Source organism: Rhodococcus sp. ABRD24 (assembly GCF_004328705.1).
Taxonomy (GTDB): Bacteria; Actinomycetota; Actinomycetes; order Mycobacteriales; family Mycobacteriaceae; genus Prescottella.
In genome coordinates, this window is the sequence record NZ_CP035319.1 from 69,528 (window position 1) to 86,666 (window position 17,139).

At 67.7% G+C, this 17,139-nt stretch carries 17 protein-coding genes; 11 read left to right on the plus strand and 6 right to left on the minus strand.

Annotated elements, in window-relative coordinates; all coding sequences use genetic code 11:
- Positions 1-4: 4 nt before the first annotated feature.
- The 5 genes from ERC79_RS00325 to ERC79_RS00345 all read right to left on the minus strand — a co-directional run bounded on the left by ERC79_RS00325 (position 5) and on the right by ERC79_RS00345 (position 5,864).
- On the minus strand, positions 5-1,438 hold the full coding sequence (locus ERC79_RS00325) for a lipase maturation factor family protein (protein WP_131574756.1): 1,434 nt from the start codon (positions 1,436-1,438) through the stop codon (positions 5-7).
- A 45-nt stretch (positions 1,439-1,483) separates the two neighbouring features.
- Complete coding sequence (locus tag ERC79_RS00330) at positions 1,484-2,470, minus strand: LLM class F420-dependent oxidoreductase (RefSeq protein ID WP_131574758.1); 987 nt, start codon at positions 2,468-2,470, stop codon at positions 1,484-1,486.
- A gap of 64 nt (positions 2,471-2,534) precedes the next feature.
- Entirely contained in the window at positions 2,535-2,918 is a 384-nt protein-coding gene (locus tag ERC79_RS00335; RefSeq protein ID WP_131574760.1) for a YchJ family protein, read from the minus strand.
- Positions 2,919-2,922: 4 nt separating this feature from the next.
- Complete coding sequence (locus ERC79_RS00340; RefSeq protein WP_131574761.1) at positions 2,923-4,287, minus strand: metallopeptidase TldD-related protein; 1,365 nt, start codon at positions 4,285-4,287, stop codon at positions 2,923-2,925.
- Positions 4,284-5,864, minus strand: a complete 1,581-nt coding sequence (locus ERC79_RS00345) for a TldD/PmbA family protein (protein ID WP_131574763.1) — start codon at positions 5,862-5,864, stop codon at positions 4,284-4,286. Before ERC79_RS00345 ends, ERC79_RS00340 begins: the two co-directional genes overlap by 4 nt.
- 339 nt (positions 5,865-6,203) lie before the next feature.
- Here ERC79_RS00345 and ERC79_RS22865 point away from each other — a divergent pair, with 339 nt between their 5' ends.
- The 6 genes from ERC79_RS22865 to ERC79_RS00375 all read left to right on the plus strand — a co-directional run bounded on the left by ERC79_RS22865 (position 6,204) and on the right by ERC79_RS00375 (position 11,139).
- On the plus strand, positions 6,204-6,731 hold the full coding sequence (locus tag ERC79_RS22865; protein ID WP_165497015.1) for a DUF4304 domain-containing protein: 528 nt from the start codon (positions 6,204-6,206) through the stop codon (positions 6,729-6,731).
- 56 nt (positions 6,732-6,787) lie between these two features.
- Entirely contained in the window at positions 6,788-7,981 is a 1,194-nt protein-coding gene (locus ERC79_RS00355; RefSeq protein WP_131574767.1) for a histidine kinase, read from the plus strand.
- 38 nt (positions 7,982-8,019) lie between these two features.
- Positions 8,020-8,679 (plus strand): response regulator transcription factor, encoded by a 660-nt coding sequence (locus tag ERC79_RS00360; protein WP_131574769.1) that lies wholly within the window; start codon positions 8,020-8,022, stop codon positions 8,677-8,679.
- A gap of 55 nt (positions 8,680-8,734) precedes the next feature.
- Entirely contained in the window at positions 8,735-9,097 is a 363-nt protein-coding gene (locus tag ERC79_RS00365) for an SMR family transporter (RefSeq protein ID WP_131574770.1), read from the plus strand.
- Positions 9,097-9,405, plus strand: coding sequence for an SMR family transporter (locus ERC79_RS00370; RefSeq protein ID WP_131574772.1), 309 nt, complete (start codon positions 9,097-9,099; stop codon positions 9,403-9,405). The genes ERC79_RS00365 and ERC79_RS00370 overlap by 1 nt, the downstream gene beginning before the upstream one ends.
- Positions 9,406-9,597: 192 nt before the next feature.
- The gene (locus ERC79_RS00375) at positions 9,598-11,139 is read left to right on the plus strand and encodes an alpha/beta fold hydrolase (protein ID WP_347563600.1); all 1,542 of its coding nucleotides are present in this window, start codon (positions 9,598-9,600) and stop codon (positions 11,137-11,139) included.
- Positions 11,140-11,256: 117 nt separating this feature from the next.
- Here ERC79_RS00375 and ERC79_RS00380 read toward each other — a convergent pair whose 3' ends face one another.
- On the minus strand, positions 11,257-11,907 hold the full coding sequence (locus ERC79_RS00380; RefSeq protein ID WP_131574775.1) for a hypothetical protein: 651 nt from the start codon (positions 11,905-11,907) through the stop codon (positions 11,257-11,259).
- A 193-nt stretch (positions 11,908-12,100) separates the two neighbouring features.
- On the opposite strand from ERC79_RS00380, the gene ERC79_RS00385 reads away from it, so the two are divergent.
- The 5 genes from ERC79_RS00385 (at position 12,101) to ERC79_RS00405 (ending at position 17,023) form a co-directional block, all read left to right on the plus strand.
- A complete protein-coding gene (locus tag ERC79_RS00385) occupies positions 12,101-12,604 on the plus strand; it encodes an FxsA family protein (RefSeq protein ID WP_131574777.1) in 504 nt (167 codons plus the stop codon).
- Positions 12,605-12,622: 18 nt separating this feature from the next.
- Positions 12,623-14,218: an amidohydrolase gene (locus ERC79_RS00390; RefSeq protein ID WP_131574779.1), complete on the plus strand. Its 1,596-nt coding sequence runs from the start codon at positions 12,623-12,625 to the stop codon at positions 14,216-14,218.
- Complete coding sequence (gene lnt / locus ERC79_RS00395; RefSeq protein WP_131574780.1) at positions 14,208-15,923, plus strand: apolipoprotein N-acyltransferase; 1,716 nt, start codon at positions 14,208-14,210, stop codon at positions 15,921-15,923. Before ERC79_RS00390 ends, lnt begins: the two co-directional genes overlap by 11 nt.
- On the plus strand, positions 15,850-16,635 hold the full coding sequence (locus ERC79_RS00400; protein WP_131574782.1) for a polyprenol monophosphomannose synthase: 786 nt from the start codon (positions 15,850-15,852) through the stop codon (positions 16,633-16,635). The genes lnt and ERC79_RS00400 overlap by 74 nt, the downstream gene beginning before the upstream one ends.
- A 163-nt stretch (positions 16,636-16,798) precedes the next feature.
- Positions 16,799-17,023 (plus strand): MbtH family protein, encoded by a 225-nt coding sequence (locus tag ERC79_RS00405; protein ID WP_278249716.1) that lies wholly within the window; start codon positions 16,799-16,801, stop codon positions 17,021-17,023.
- Positions 17,024-17,139 lie beyond the last annotated feature (116 nt).

Below are 17,139 nucleotides of genomic sequence, written 5' to 3' on the forward strand. Positions count from 1 at the left end.
GCCGCTATCCGACCTGGCGTTTCGACACCGCCGGCATGAAGTCGGCGATGAAGGTGCGCGTCCACCACGCGCCGCTCTCTCGCCGTTCGGCGCGACTGGTGAACTCGTACCGGAACATCCGAGCTCGGATGAATCTCGGCGGCGCGTTCGGAAAAGGGTTGTGGTGCAGCAGTTTCAGTGTTGCGCGGTCGTTCTCGAGCAGCCTGCCCACGAATCCGCCGAACCAGGCAGTTGCGTAGGCGGGTGAGATCGCGGCGAACCACATCAGCCAGTCAAGCCGCAGATGGTAGGGGGCGAACTGGCGCGGACGTCGACGCAGGTCCCCGGGTTTTCCTTTGAATTCGTATGCGCGCCAATCGGAATCCGGACTTGGGTGTTCGTCGGCGGTGCCCTCGACCACGATCTCGTAGCGGGTCCTGGTGACGTGCCCGAACGCCCCGTAGGTGTTCACCAGATGCCATGGGTCGAACGATGCGTTCATCATCTGGTGACTCGAGAACATGTTCCGCGCGGGGCGGTAACTCAAGGCCAGTACCGCGACTGTCACCGTAGCGACGACGATTGTGAACCACAGCGGCGCCACCGTCAGGTCGGAGGGCGGGCTGATCGGCAGGACCACCTTCCAGAAACTGTCGGGCAGTACCGAAAGCCCGAGCACGATCGCCAGCCAGTTCAGCCACGAGAAGTTGCCGCTCGCCACCAACCACAACTGGGTCACGATCATGATCGCCGCCGCGCCGCCGGCCACCGGCTGTGGCGCGAACAGGAAGAACGGCACGATCAACTGCGTGAAGTGGTTGCCGGCTACCTCGACTTTGTGCAGGGGCCGCGGCAGGTGGTGGAAGTACCAGCTCAGTGGACCGGGCATCGGCTGCGTCTCATGGTGGTAGTCGAGACACGTGAGGTCACGCCAGCACTTGTCACCGCGCAGCTTGATCAGTCCGGCGCCGAACTCGAGTCGGAACAGCAGCCACCGCATCAGCAGCAACACCAGTACGGACGGCGCGGACTCCCAGTTCCCGACGAACACCGCGAGCAGTCCCACCTCGAGTAGCAGCGACTCCCACCCGAAGCCGTACCAGAGTTGTCCGACGTTGACGATCGAGAGGTACAGCGCCCACAACAACAACCACCCGAGCATCGACAGCGGCAACGGCAGCCGATCCATCACCCCGAGCAGTGCCAACCCTGACAGGCCAGCGCCGGACCATGCGACGACAGCGAAGAACCGATCTGAATAGTGCAGATGGAAGATGCTCGGTGACCGCTGCCACCGGGTGGTGCCGACGAACCGGGGGACCGGGAGCATTCCGTCCGCGCCGATCAGCGGTCTGAACTGATTGGCCGCCACCAGGAACGCAGCGAGGTAGATCGCGGCCAGCCCCTCCTTGAAGAGCAGCCGCGACAGCCAATAGCCGTCCGCGTCGAACCAGTTCACAAAGACCTCAGCAGAGCAAACCCTTCTGCTGTGGACGCTACTCGCTCAGCGCAGATGCGGCAGCACTTCCCGCTCGAGCAGCTCGAGGCCCGAGGTGTCGTATGCCGCCTCGGGGACGTAGAAGATCGCGTACTCGAGCCCCTGCTTCTTCAGCGCCGTCAGGTTCTCGACGATCTGCTCCGGGGTGCCCACGGCGGGCATGCCACGGAATGCGCCGAGTGACGCGTCAGCCTTCGCGGCACCGACGATCGGTTCCAGCCGGGCGCGCAGCGCCTCGAGCCGGTCCTGCACCTCGGCTTCGGTGCGTCCGATCGCGAGGTTGTAGTTGGCGGAACGGACGATGCCGTCGAAGTCGGTGCCCACCTCGGCGCAGTGCTCGCGCAGAATCTGCGACTTGTGGGAAAAACCGTCCGGAGTGCCGTCGAAGTTCGTGTACTGCGCGTACTTCGCAGCGATCCTCAGCGTCACCTTCTCGCCGCCGCCGGCGATCCACAGCGGAATTCCGCGGTCCTGCAGCGGAAGCGGACGGACGATCGCGCCATCGACCTGGTAGTGCCGGCCGTCCAGGGTTGCGGTGCCGGTTGTCCACGCCTGCTTGAAGATCTGTACGCCCTCGTCGAGACGGCGTAGCCGCTCACCAGCAGAAGGGAATCCGTATCCGTACGCGCGCCATTCGTGCTCGTACCAGCCGCCGCCGATGCCCATCTCCACGCGCCCGCCGGAGATGATGTCTGCGGTCGCCGCGACCTTCGCGAGGTAGGCCGGGTTGCGATAGCCCATCGCGGTGCACATCTGCCCTAGCCGCACCCGCTCGGTCACCGCGGCGAACGCCGACACCAGCGACCACGCCTCATGAGTGGCCTCGTCGGTGGGTTCGGGGACGGTATGGAAGTGGTCGTACACCCAGATCGACTCCCACGGTCCACTGTCCGCGCGCAGCGCGATGTCGCGCATCACGGGCCACTGGTCGGCCGGATCGATGCCGACGAGATCCAGGCGCCAACCCTGGGGTACGAAAAGTCCGAATCGCATCAGGAATCCTTCGCAACGGTGTGTCGACAAGCACGGTGTGTCGACAAGCACGGGGCGTCGACATCTACAGGGCGTCGACGTAGAACCATTGTCGGTGCTCGCGGACGAATCGGCTGTGTTCGCGCAGCGAGCCACGTTCGCCATGGTGGCGATAATGTGCGACGAACTCGACGGTTCCCGTCTGATCGAGCAATCCGCCAGCCGTGGTCCGCAGGATGTCGAGGCGGCGCCACGCCTGCTCGGGATCGATGTCAATCCGCCTGGGCCGGGTGCTCGGATGCCACGTCCGCAGCAGGTACGCCTCGTCGCCGACAGCGAACGCGGCGTACCGGGAGCGCATCAGCTGTTCGGCGGTGGGCGCCTCGGCCTCTCCGGAATGAAAGCGTCCGCAGCATTGGCCGTACTGCTCACCGGACAGGCAGGGGCAACGGACTTCGGGGTCGATCACGCGGTCACCGCGCCTTGCTCACAGACGACATGTGGAAGTCTGGAATTCGCATGGGCGGCATGGCCGTCCGGGTGAACCAGTCCTTCCACTCGCGCGGTAGCGTCGACTCGGTTGCGCCCACCTCGGTGGTCCGGCGCAGCAGGTCGAGGGGACTCTCGTTGAATCGGAAGTTGTTGACCGATGCGGTGACAGTGCCGTCCTCGATCAGGTACACTCCGTCCCGGGTAAGTCCGGTGAGCAGAGCGGTCGCCGGGTCGACCTCGCGGATGTACCACAGTGTGGTGAGCAGCAATCCGCGCTCGGTGCGCGCGACCATGTCATCGAGCGACGCGGCGTTGCCGCCGGTGAGCAGCAGATTGTCGCCCGGTACGGCGACGGGGGCGCCGAATTCGGCGGCCGCCGCGCGCGGGTAGGCGAGGGCGTTGATCGCGCCGTCTCGGATCCAGTCGACCCGCTCGGCGTCCATGCCGTTGTCGAACACCGACACCGTGTCGCTCGACGCGGTCGCCGCGACGAAGGGGCAGTAGGCGAACCCGTCGGCATGCGGGTCGGAGAACAGGGTCAGCGGAATGTCGGTGAGACGTTCCCCGACCCGGGTGCCACCTCGCCGCGACAGGGCGGTATGTCCCTCCTGTGCGCCGCGGCCCTCCATCGCCCACATCAGCGGAATCATCAGATCCGACACTGCCGATGGCGGCAGCACCGTCTCGTAGCGCCCCGCCGGCAGGTCGACCGTGCGGGCGGACCAGTCCAGCCGGGTTCCGAGATCGGCGAGCAGTCGGGGAACCGCCACGTCCGTGAAATCGAGGGTCGACGTGCCCACCCAGGAACTCGCATCGCCGCGTTTGCCGTTGATCTCGATCGACCCGGTCGGCTGCATGAAGCGTCGACGGATCCCGGTCGACGTCCCGAGCCACGTGCTGTGCATCTGGTGGTGCGCGAAGCCGTACAGCCGGTCGGCGCCGTCGAACCCGTCCGCCAGCCCGGGCACGAGCGTCTCGAACACCCCCACACCCGTCGACGCAGGGCCCTGCGACCAGCCCGGATCTGCGGCGGCGCCGGTCAGCAGGTCCATCGCGTCCTCGGCCGGCTGGGCCGCGCGGGCGGCGGCCTCGCTGGCCCGCACCACGTCGGCGATCGCGTCCGCGTCGACCGTCGACGACGTCACCGCGCCGACCTGCGCGGCCCCGTCGGCGGAGCGGATCACCGACAGCACGGTCCAGGACCGCGACGTCGAGACGCCGTTGGTGGTCATCGAATTGCCGGCCCAGCGCAGTGACGCCTCGCTCGCGTCGGTGACCAGCACCATCGCCTCGTCGGCGGTCGACAGCGTGAGCGCCCGCTCGACGAGTTCCTGCGCGGCGATCATCGGCCGCCCTCCGTTCGGGTGTTGAGCACGTTGACGCCGCGGAACAGCCCCGACGGGCAACCGTGGCTCACCGCCGCCACCTGGCCGGGTTGTGCCTTGCCGCAGTTGAACGCGCCGCCGAGGCGCCACGTCGACGGCCCACCGACAGCCTCCATCGAGCCCCAGAAGTCGGTCGTCGTCGCCTGGTACGCGACGTCGCGCAGCTGCCCGTCGAGCCGGCCGTCCCGGATCCGGAAGAAGCGCTGCCCGGTGAACTGGAAGTTGTAGCGCTGCATGTCGATCGACCAGCTCTTGTCGCCGACGACGTAGATGCCGTCCTCGACGCGGGAAATGAGATCGGCAGTGCTGGTATCGGTTTCGGGATCGGGCTGCAGGGAAACGTTCGCCATCCGCTGGATCGGTACGTGGTGCGCCGAGTCAGCGTACGAGCATCCATTGGAGCGTTCCAGGCCGAGTCGCGGCGCGAACACCCGGTCGAGCTGGTAGCCGACCAGGACGCCGTCGCGGACGAGGTCCCAGCGCTGCGCCGCCACGGCGTCGTCGTCGAAGCCGACGCTCGCGAGCCCGTGCGGTTCGGTGCGGTCGGCGGTGACGTGCATGAGCGGCGTGCCGTACCGCAGGCTGCCGAGCAGGTCGGGGCTCGCGAACGACGTGCCGGCGTACGCCGCCTCGTATCCGATGGCGCGGTCGTATTCGGTTGCGTGACCGACGGATTCGTGGATCGTCAGCCACAGGTTGGTGGGGTCGATCACCAGGTCGGTGGGGCCCGCCTCGACGCTCGGCGCCGCGATCTTGTCCGCGAGCAGTCCCGGGATCTCGGCGAGTTCGGCGTCCCACTCCCAGCCCGTGCCGGTGACATCCCCCGTCGCTCCGCTCGCCCCGTCGAGGTACTCCCAGCCGCGGCCCACCGGCGGGGCGAGGGTGCGCATCGTCTCGAAGGTGCCGGCGTCGGCATCGACCGAGACGGCCTCGAGTTCGGGATGCAGCCGCACCCGCTGCTGCGTGATCGTCGACCCGGCCAGGTCGGCGTAGAACGTCTGCTCCTTGACCTGCAGGCAGCTCGCGGTCACGTGGTCGATGCCGGCCGCGTCGAGCAGGCGCCGTGACCAGTCGGCGAGCAGATCCACCTTGTCGGCGGTGGCGACCGTGAACGGATCGATCATGTAGCCCGACACCCAGGTGGCGTCCCGGTACACCGGTTCCGGTGCGAGCACCACCCGTTCGCGGTTGAGGGCGCGCAGCGCGCGGGCCACCGCCACCGCTTCCGCCGCCACGGCCGCCGCGCGCTCCGGGGTCGGCTCGGCGTGCGACGCGAATCCCCATGTCCCGTCGACCACGACGCGCACCGCGAATCCGGTCTCGACGCCGTCCTGCGCGGACTGGACCCGGCCGTCGCGCAGTCGCAGCGACTGGGTGACGAGGCGATGCACCCTCAGATCGGCGTGCTCGGCACCGGCGGCGCGGGCGACGGCCAATGCCGCATCGGCCAGCGCGTGCAGCGGCAGGCTCGTGAACTCGGGGTCGACCGGATGGCCGGATGCGACTGCGGGCGGGACAGCGCCGTGGGTGACGATCACCGGCCCAGCCTAGTCGGCGTCGCGACGCCGACCGGCGAGCGACGGAATCGCGAGGACGAGATGGACGCGGTGCCACCCCTTGTCCGCGTGGACCTGGATTCGGGCAGGCGCCCGGCCATCGAGGTGCCGCCGTTCGGGTCGTCGCAGGCCAGTACCTCGGGTTCGAACTCGGCTCGCCGGACCACGGCATCATCGACTACTGGGCGATCGGCGTCAACAGCGAGTATCCGGTCGAACTCGCGTGGACCGGATACGGCTGGGAGGAATCACCGGCCGAGCCGGGGTGACGCGCGCGTGGCCACGACCGTCCGTCGTCGTCCGCTGGTAGGTTGTGCGGCCGTGAATGATTCGGTGTCGATGGGGTTCGACGGTGTCGAGCGGGACCATGTCCGGCCGTTCCTGAAGGAGCTCGGCTTCCGGAAGCGGGCGCTCGTCTTCACCCGGGTGCGGGACGGCCTCACCGATGTCCTGTCGTTGCAGCGGTCCTCGGGCAACAGCGGCGGCAACGTGCGCTTCTACGTGAACTGCGGCGTCTACTCCGCGGAGTTCGCGGCGGTGATCGGCGAGACGGTCGTCGAACGCCCGCGCGAGGTCGACTGCCAGTTCCGGTGCCGCCTCGACAGCCTGGCGCCGGCGGCTCCGCAGTGGTTCGAGATCACTGCGGACACGCCCGCCGAGCCGACCGGCTCGGCCGTGGTCGTGGCGCTGGAGACGGCGGTACCCGCGCTCGGCACCATCGACACCACCGATGCGCTCGCGGACAGAATCGGCGGCGAGGCGCGTTGGCCGAGGATCGACGACAATCTCCGCAGCCACGTGCCGGCCGCGAAACTCCCCGCGGTCATGTCCGCGTCGAATCACGGCTGAAGCCCGAAGCCCCTGGGAGTTCGTTCCCGGGGCGACGACCTCCTACGATGCTGGCCATGCGGAGGTTCAGTCTGTGGGTGCGCGATCGGCCGATGATCGCCGACTCGATGCTGGCCGCGCTCCTGTTCACCCTCGAGATTCTGTCGTCGTTCGGACGAACCGCGCCGGTGCTGTATGCGATCACCGGACTGGGAATGTGCCTTCCGATCGTGTGTCGGCGCCGGTACCCGCGCGCCGCGGCAACCGCGGTGCTGGTCATGTCGATCGTGTGCACGGTGACTCTGTACGCGACCGGTGATCTCAACGCCGCGGAGAACGAGCATCCGGCGAAGTTCGCCCTCGCGGTGTCGCTGTACACACTCGTCGCGTACGTCGGTCGTCGGGCAGCGGCGATCTATGTGGTCGGGTTGTCCGCGGATGCGGCGGTGTCGATCTTGCTGCTCGACCAGGACGTGCCCGCCGTCGTCGTCTTCTCGGCGTTGGCCTTCGCACTCTCCTGGATCATCGCGGAGTTCCTCGGCGCCCGCCGCGCGTACGACGACGAGGTTGCGGCGCGGCTCACCGTCGCCGCGTACGACCGGGATCGTCGGGCGGAGGAAGCCGTGTACGCCGAACGGACCCGTATCGCACGCGAACTGCATGACGTTGTCGCGCACGCGGTCAGCGTGATGGTTGTGCAGGCCGATGGCGCCTCGTATGCGCTGCGCGGCAACCCGGAGGCCGCGGAGCGGGCGCTGTCCAACATCGCCGGCACCGGCCGGCAGGCCCTCGCCGAACTGCGGCGCACCGTCGCCCTTCTGCGCACCCCGCAGACGCCGGAGGAAATGCCGCAGCACGGCACCGCTGGCGTTGCACGCGTGGTCCAGACGATGCGCGACGCGGGCCTGTCCATAGAACTGGTGCAGTCCGGGGCGATCGATGACATCAGCCCCGCTCTGAGCCTCGGTGTGCATCGGCTGGTCCAGGAGTCGTTGACGAATGTGCTGCGGCACTCCGGGACGGACTCGAAGGCGTGGGTCCACGTCGTCCGGCGTGAGGATGATGTTCTGGTCGAGATCGTCGACAACGGCGGCGCCCGGCACGGTAGTGGTGTCCGCGAGGACTATCGGACCGCGATCGAGGGCACCGGCAACGGGTTGGTCGGCATGCGTGAACGCGTCGCCGTGCTCCACGGAACGCTCGAAGCCGGACGCAGGCACGACGGCGGATGGACCGTCCGGGCGCAACTACCGCTGCATCCCCCGGAATGAACGTGCGTTCGGATCCGCGGAGCCACTAGATTGTTCGAGTGCCCATCACTGTGTTGCTCGTCGACGACCAGGAGCTCATGCGGATGGGCCTGACCATGGTGCTCGACGCGCATGACGACATAGACGTGGTCGGGGAGGCTGCGGATGGCGCCGCCGCCGTCCAGGCAGCCCTCGAGCTGGCACCGGACGTGGTGCTGATGGACGTACGGATGCCGATCGTCGACGGCGTCAGTGCCACCGCAGACATCATCGCTGCCGGGGGGCCCACCCGGGTACTGGTGATGACCACGTTCGATCTCGACGAGCACGTGCTCGGCGCGCTGCGCGCGGGCGCGAGCGGATTCCTGCTCAAGGACACCCCACCCGAGGACCTGGTCTCGGCGATCCGGAGCGTTGCCGCCGGGGACGCCGTCGTCTCTCCCCGCGTCACGCGCCGGTTCATTTCCCGCTTCCTCAACGACGACGTGCCGCCGACGCGGGATCCGGCGGTGCTCGAGGTCCTCACCGATCGAGAACGTGAGGTTCTCTGCCTGATTGCCGGGGGATTGTCCAACGCCGAGATCGCGGCGCGCCTGTACCTGTCGGAGGCGACGATCAAATCACATGTCGGTCGGGTTCTGTCCAAGCTGGGGCTGCGCGATCGGGTTCAGGCCGTCGTCCTGTCCTACGAGACCGGTCTGGTGCGGCCCGGCTCGTGACGGTGACGACCCTCGCGCCCAGGCCGCCCGCCGACTACTCCTGGAGGACTGACCTGTGAAGAAATGGCTGCTGCTCGGCTGCGCGATCGGGAGCGAGGTGACCGGCTCGCTGTCGCTGAAGGCAGCGCTCGACCAGCCTGCTTGGTACGTGGTGGTCGCGGCGGGATATGTTGCGGCGTTCGCGTTTCTGGCGGCGGTACTCCGCACGGGCATGCCGCTCGGTGCGGCATACGGCATCTGGGGAGCGACAGGGGTCGCGCTCACCGCGATCCTCGCTGCCGTCATCTTCGGAGAAGCACTCACCGGCGTCATGCTGGTGGGCATCGCCTGCATCATCGCCGGAGTGTTGCTTGTCGAACTCGGATCGCAGCAGGCTCGGGACCGGACGCACGTGCACGAGAAGGTCGAGGCGCCCTGATGTACTGGGTCTTCCTCGTCCTTGCGATCCTCGTCGAGGTCATGGCCACACTGTCTTTGCGCGCCGCGACGACCGGATCCAAGGCGTGGTACGTGCTCGTCGTCGGTGGCTACCTGGCCGCGTTCACTTTGCTGTCCATGGCGCTCGCACGGGGCCTCGGAATCGGTATCGCGTACGGGATCTGGGCCGCGGCGGGTGTTGCGCTCACCGCAGTTGCCGGCAAGTTCCTGTTCAAGGAGCCGTTCACCCGGGTCATGGCCGCGGGGATCGCCCTCATCATCGTCGGTGTGCTGCTCATCGAACTGTGAGACGGGTGTGAGACGGCGCAGCGACCGCCGGAGAGGGTCGGTGGCTGCCTCGGCGCGGACCCACTCGATTCGGGGAAATCAGTCCCGCGCACTACCGTCGTGGATGTGTTGAATTCGGTTAGCAGTATTCGGAAGTCGCGGCATCGAACCGGTCGGAGCGCTCGCGTCGGCGCCGTTGCGATCGGTGTGACGATCGGATTCGTCTCCGTCGCAGTACCGTCCGCGGCAGACCCGACCAGCGGTGCACTTGTGTGGGGTCCGTGCCCCGCCGAGTACGCGCTCGATCCGGACACCGACCAGTGTGGAACCGTGACTGTGCCGCGCGACTATGCGAATCCGGCGGCCGGATCGATCGACGTCCTCGTCACCCGTCACCGCGCCGAGGACCCGCTCTCACGCCGAGGCGTGCTGTTCACCAACCCCGGTGGGCCCGGCGGCGACGCGATCGCGTCCAACAGCATGCTCGCGCAGGCGCTTCCCGAACAGATCCGCCGGCAGTGGGACTTCATCGGTGTGCAGCCTCGGGGTCTCCCGCACGCAGGCGCGGTCGAATGCGCCGTCACCCCGGAGTTGCTGGCCGCGGTGAATGTCGGATTCTCGGGTGGGCCTGCGCGTCTGGCATGCGACGGTGCGGTACCCGGCACCACCGCGCACATCACGACGGAGAACACCGCCCGTGACTGGGAACGGGTGCGGATCGCGCTCGGTGCCGATGTGATCGACATCTACGGCCTGTCGTACGGAACGATCCTCGCGTCGACATATGCCACCCTGTTCCCGCAGCACACGGGACGAATGGTGCTCGACTCGGCGGTCGATCGCGACTGGATGTGGAACGACGTCCTGTGGCATCAGAACGACGGGTACAAGGCGCGCTTCTACGACCTCATGGACTGGATCGCGGACAACGACGCGACGTACGGCCTCGGCGACACCCCGCTGAAGGTGTACCAGCGCTGGTCCGACCGCATCGTCGAGGAAGCAGGTGGCAATCCCACGCTGGCACCCCCCGCGGCGAGGATCGGCGACGTTCCACCCAGCCTGGAAGGCATCGCCGCCGCGTACCGGGCCGGTGTCGACTTGACGGGCCCCGCCCGGGTGCAGTTCGAGGCATTCCTGCGGCGTCTCGCCGATCCGGCCCACACCCAGTCCGCATCGAGCATCTATGCCCTGACACGCCAAGTGCTTCCCGCCCGGAACAATTGGCCTATGGTCGCTCGCCTCATCCGGGACGGACTCGGGGCGCTTCCCGAGGGTGTGTCTGGAGATGTCACCGCCGACCAGCTCGAATCGATTGTCCGCGCTCAGATGATGCAGGCAGTCGTGCTCTGCAACGAGAACGCCGTCGCGCCACGCCCAGAGCGGCTCCCGGGCTGGCTCTTCTCGACGTTCGTCACCGGCGACCTGTTCGACGCCATCGGCTACGGCTACAGCGCGGGCCCGGGGTGCGCAGGCGCACCGCCGGTGACCGCGCTACCGGATATCGACAACAAGGGTCTGGCCACGGCGCCCCTGGTGCTGCAGGGATTGCGGGACCCGCAGACGCCGTACGACGGCGGGATGCAACATGCCGACGATATGGATGCGCACCTGGTCACGGTGGACGGAGGGGACCACGGCGCCGCCATCCAGGGCGGCAACATCACGGTCGATACGGCCGTCACGGACTACCTGTTGACCGGGGCCACCACCATCACCCGTGCGCCGGAAGCACCGATAACCGCGCCGCTGTAGCGCGGCGGCAGTCCCGTCACCGCCTGTGCTTCGTGCCAGGCAAAGTGTCTATGCCGACTGCGTGTTCGGGAAGGATCCCGCGGAAAGCCGCGGGATCCTTCCCGGACGATCGAGTCACTAGGCCGTGAACTGCCCGACCGTGCCCAGTGCGGTGCATGTGGTACCCGACTCGTACCTGACCTGGCCGAACATCGCAGCGATCACGGTGCCCTCACCGGTCGTGACGGTCTTCGAGAGCGTCGGTACGTTCAGGAGGTTGTCGTCGAGCGGTGCGAGGCCGCCCTTCATTGTGGTCGTGTTGAACCACGCGACGCGCAGGTCGGACTGCTTCGGGATATCGACATGAGCGGGGATCGCCTGGAATCGCAGATTGCCGCGCTCGATCCACGGCGGAATCGGGAAGTTCGGTCCGGCCTGGGCGTTCGCGACGGTGACGGTCATCGGATTCCCGGCCACGCCGCACCCGAATGTCGGCGCCGGGAACATGAAGTCCTGCGCCTTGGTGGCGCCCACCTCCTGGCCGGTCGCGCCCTCGATGAGGTCGGTGAGCTCGGGGTTACCGAGCAATCCGCCGAGGAGATCCGACGCCTGCGGCACGTTCTTCGTGAACTGTTCGAGCATCCCCTGCAGCGACGGGGGAGCGGGCGGCGCGGGCGCTGCCGTCGCCACTCCCGAGAACACGACCGCGCCTGCCGCGGTCGCCACGACAGCGGCGGACAGGCGGGCCAGTACTCGGCGTGTGGTGCTGCGTCCCGAGCGACGTGACATGTGGACTCCTCCCGAATGGATCGGCCCTCCCAGCCGATCGGTTCGCCTACCGAATCACGGCAGAGTCTCTACGTCAACTTTAGGGTTAGACCGTTATGGGATCGAATCCGCAGACGTGGGAGCATTCGGAGGTTCCCGATCGTTGATCAGTGAGAGCGTCCCGACGAGGGTCGCGCCACCGAAAGGACCGACCATGATCGCCGCACTGTTCGTTCTGTACGTAGTGGTGGAGGTCGGTGTCCTGATCTGGGTGGGAAGCGCGATCGGCGTGCTGTGGACCGTGCTACTGCTGATCGCAGGATCGGCTGTCGGCATGGTGCTGGTGAAGTCCCAGTGGCGCTCCGTCACCGCAGGCTTTCGGAAGGCCACACGTGGGGAGGCCTCGCCGACCGGGGCCGTCGCGGACGGTGCGCTGGTCGCCGCCGGAGCGGTACTCATGTTCGTCCCGGGTCTGGTGACCTCCGTGCTCGGTCTCCTCCTGCTGCTTCCCCCGACGCGGTGGGCACTGCGTCCCGCCGCAGTGCTAGTGGCGGGCAAACGAGTGGGCGTCACCATGGCGGGGGTCGAGTTTGCGTCCCGGACCACCGGTCGACGCCGCGGGCCCGTGATCGACGGCGAGGTAGTCGACAGCAGTGTCGTGGATGTCACGGACCTCGACGACTACCCGGGCACCCCGGGACGTCGCGCGCTTCCGTAGCAGGCAGACTGGACGGTCGTGAGTACCCAACTGTTGGTCGACGGCCGCATCTACAGTCCCAGCGCCCCCGACGCGACCGCGATGGCGGTCACCGACGGCACCGTCGTGTGGATCGGTGATGATCGTCCCGGTCGCGCCCTGCATCCCGGCGCCGAGATCATCGAACTCGACGGCGCATTCGTCACGCCCGCCTTCGTCGACACGCACGTCCACATCACCGCGCTCGGGCTGAACCTGACGGGGCTGGATCTCAGCGCTGCCGGCAACCGGACCGAATGCTTGGACCTGGTGCGACGGTTCGTGCGCGATCACGACGACGCGGTGATCTGGGGTCACGGTTGGGATGACAGCCGGTGGCCGGACGCTGCCCCCACAACCGCCGACCTCGACGCGATCGCGCCGGGTCGGGCCGTATACCTCACCCGAATCGACGCCCACTCGGCGTTGTGCTCATCATCCCTGCGCGCCGCAGTACCTGATCTCGCGGACTCCACCGGGTACACCCCGGACGGGGCCGTCAGCGCCGACGCACATCACAGGGTGCGGGCCGTCGCACGTTCGTTGCTCACGGCCCCCCAGCGCGACGCCGCACGCCGCGCCGCGCTGAATACCTTCGCCGCGCACGGCGTCGTCGCGGTTCACGAGTGCGGTGGTCCCGACATCGCCGGACTCACGGATTTCCGTGAGCTCCTCGCGATGCCGCATGGCGTCGAGGTTCGCGGCTACTGGGGCGAGGCGGTGTCCACACCGGAGGCTGCAGCCGAACTCCTGGCGCACACCGGCGCCCATGCGCTGGGCGGTGATCTGTTCGTCGACGGTGCACTCGGCTCTCACACCGCCGCACTGATCGAACCGTACGTCGATTGCACCGGGCATCACGGCGTCCACTACTTGGATGCGGAGACCGTGGCCGCACATGTGCGCTCCTGCACCCTGGCCGGGATCCAGGCCGGTTTCCACGTCATCGGCGACGCTGCCGTCGCTGCCGTGGTCGCGGCGTTCGAGACCGTCGCTGACGAACTCGGTGGCCCGGCTGTCGCGGCCCGCGGGCACCGCCTCGAACACCTGGAGATGGTGACCGCCGCGCAGGCCGCACAGCTCGGCGGATGGGGCGTGATCGCGAGCATGCAGCCGATGTTCGACTCCTTGTGGGGTGGGTCCGACGGCATGTACGCCCGCCGTCTCGGTCCCGAGCGGGCGCTGCAGATGAACCCGTTCGCCCCGATCGCTGCGGCGGGCATGTCGCTGGCGTTCGGATCGGACGCGCCGGTGACTCCGATCGACCCGTGGGCAATGCTCCGCGCGGCCGTGCACCACCACACGCCCGGCAGCGGAGTCTCGCCGCGGGCGGCGTTCTCCGCCGCGACCCGCGGCGCCTGGCGCGCGGGCGGGGTGCGCGATGGCATGGCCGGTACCCTCACTCCCGGCGCGCCCGCGTCGTACGCGGTGTGGAATGCCGATGAACTGGTGGTGTCGGCACCCAAGGACACGGTCCAGCGCTGGTCCACCGATCCACGCTCGCGTGTCCCGGCGCTGCCCCGGCTCGAGGAGGGGGCACCTGCCCCCGTGTGTCTGCGCTCGGTGCACCGCGGAGTCACTGTTCATGAGAGTTGACCGCCACACGCTGACCGCCACACTGCGCGAATCGGTGCTCGCGATCATGTCCGGCCTGCTGCTGTTCGCGAGTTTCCCGCCGCGGCCGTTGTGGTTCCTCGCCCCGCTGGGTATCGGGCTGCTCGTGGCAGTTGTCACCGATTTCGGACGAGGTGGCCGTCGGTTGCGGGCCGGATTCGGCTACGGCTTCCTGTCCGGACTCGGATTCCTCGTACCCCTCCTGCCGTGGATCGGAAAGTACGTCGGTCCGTTGCCGTGGCTCGCCTTGTCGGCGGCTGAGGCGGTGTTCTTCGGACTGTTCGGTCTGGGAGTGGTTCTGGTCGCTCGCCTGCGGGCACCGCAATGGGTGATCGCGATCGCGATAGCGCTGGTGTGGAGTCTGACCGAGTGGTTGCGGTCATCCGTACCTTTCGGCGGGTTTCCCTGGGGAAGATTGGCATTCGGCCAGCCCGAGGGGTGGTTGCTGCCCCTGGCGTCGCTGGGCGGGGCACCGCTGTTGAGCTTTGGGGTCGCGCTGACCGGCGCTGGCCTGGCGGCCGCGATCGTGGCTGCGGCCCGGCGGAAGTCGGCCCGCACAGTTGCCACGACGATCGCGGTGACTGCGTGTGCCACCGTCGCGGCGGTGGCGGCGGTGCCGTACGTGCACGCGCAGTCCACGGACGGGCACAAGATCACAGTCGCCGCGATCCAGGGCAGCGTGCCGCGCCTGGGCCTCGATTTCAACGCGCAAAGACGGGCGGTGCTGGACAACCACGTTCGGCGCACATTCGAGCTGGCCGACGATGTCGCAGCCGGCCGGGCCCCGCGACCGGACGTGGTGGTGTGGCCGGAGAACGCCTCCGACATCGATCCGTTGCGCAACGCGGACGCTGCCGCCGAGATCACGGCGGCGTCGGAAGCAATCGGGGCGCCGATCCTGGTGGGGGCGGTGCTGGTGAACCGCGACGGTACGACCACCAACTCGGTGATCGTCTGGGACGGCGCCGAGGGGCCCGCCGAACGCCACGACAAGAAGATCATCCAGCCGTTCGGTGAATACCTCCCGTATCGGAGCTTCTTTCGGCTGTTCTCCTCGTACGCGGACCAGGCGGGGCACTTCGTCCCCGGTAGTGGCAACGGTGTGGTGACCGCTGCGGGTATTCCGATCGGCGTCGCGACCTGCTACGAGGTTGCGTTCGATCGCGCGCTGACGCAGTCGGTGCGGGCCGGCGCCCAGCTCATCGCCGTTCCGACGAACAACGCGACCTTCGGCGATACCGAGATGACCTATCAGCAGCTGGCGATGTCACGGGTGCGCGCCGTCGAGCACGGCCGCGACGTCGTCGTGGCCGCGACCAGCGGTGTGAGCGCGATCATCGATGCCGACGGTTCCGTGCAACAGGAATCGTCGCTTTTCGTGCCCGCGGCCCTGGTGTCGGAGGTCTCACTACGCACCGGTACTACTCTGGCAACTCGACTCGGCCCGATTCCGGAGATTCTCCTGTGTCTCGGCGCCGCCGTCGCCCTCGGGCTCGCACTCGTGCAGAGCCGACGGTGCGACGGATCCACACGCAAGACGACGCCGCGGACCGCCTGCGACGTACAGGACGACGTACTGAATGTGCCGGCTGCAGCCGGCAGGGAGGATCTCGATGTCAGCGGGGACGCCAACCGGGGAAGACACACAGCCGAGCGCACGGACCCTGGTGATCATTCCGACCTATAACGAGCGCGACAACCTTCCGCTGATCATCGGCCGGCTCCACACCGCGTTGCCCGACGTCCACGTCCTGGTTGTCGACGACGGCAGCCCCGACGGCACAGGTTCGCTCGCGGACGAGCTTGCCGCGACTGATTCCGCCGGCCGGATCCAGGTCATGCACCGCACCGAGAAGAACGGCCTCGGTGCCGCCTACATCGCCGGATTCCGGTGGGGCTTGGCGCGCGACTACACCGTGCTGGTCGAGATGGATGCCGACGGCAGCCACGCTCCCGAACAGCTGCACAGGCTTCTCGAGAAGATCGACGCAGGTGCTGATCTGGTACTCGGGTCGCGCTACGTTCCCGGCGGCACCGTCGTGAACTGGCCCAAGCACCGCGAGTGGCTCTCGCGCGGTGGCAACATCTATTCGCGTCTGGCTCTCGGTGTGAAGATTCAGGACATCACCGGCGGCTATCGGGCCTATCGGCGTGAGGTGCTCGAGGCCCTGGATCTTGCCGCAGTCGAATCGCACGGCTACTGCTTCCAGGTCGATCTCGCCTGGCGCGCGATCAATCATGGTTTCGTTGTTTCCGAGGTCCCGATCACGTTCACCGAGCGCGAGTTGGGGGAGTCGAAGATGAGTGGTGGCATCGTCCGCGAAGCGCTGCTCAAGGTGACAGGGTGGGGTGTGAGGCATCGGGTCGCGAAGGTGAGGGAGCTCCTCGGCCGATCCTGACCGCTCACCGCCCTCGATGTCCGGATCGCCCCGTTCGCAGCCTCGGCAGCGGATGGGGCGACGCGTTTGCCGCGCCTAGCATGGAGTAACGAAGCCTGTGAGGCGCTCGATTCAGCTAATGGTGTGCATCACACTTCGTCGAATCGATCGAGAGGTGGACACGGTGACCAATCCATTTGACGACTCCGATGCCAGCTTCATGGTGCTGGTGAACGAAGAGAATCAGCATTCGCTCTGGCCGGCCCGTGTCGACGTGCCGGCGGGCTGGTCCATCGCTCACAACGAGGACACGCGAAGAGCATGCATCGACTACATCGATGCCAACTGGACCGATCTGCGGCCGGGCAGTCTGCTCGCCGCGGAGGAGCATGATTCGACCGTCGGCTAGGCGTCCGGGCCGCGCACTCGGCGCACCCGCAGCCACTCTCGATCCGCCCCCTCGCGCAGGCGTTGGGACTTATCGGACCGAAGGGTCATTTTTGCCTATCTACCAGGCCATTTACC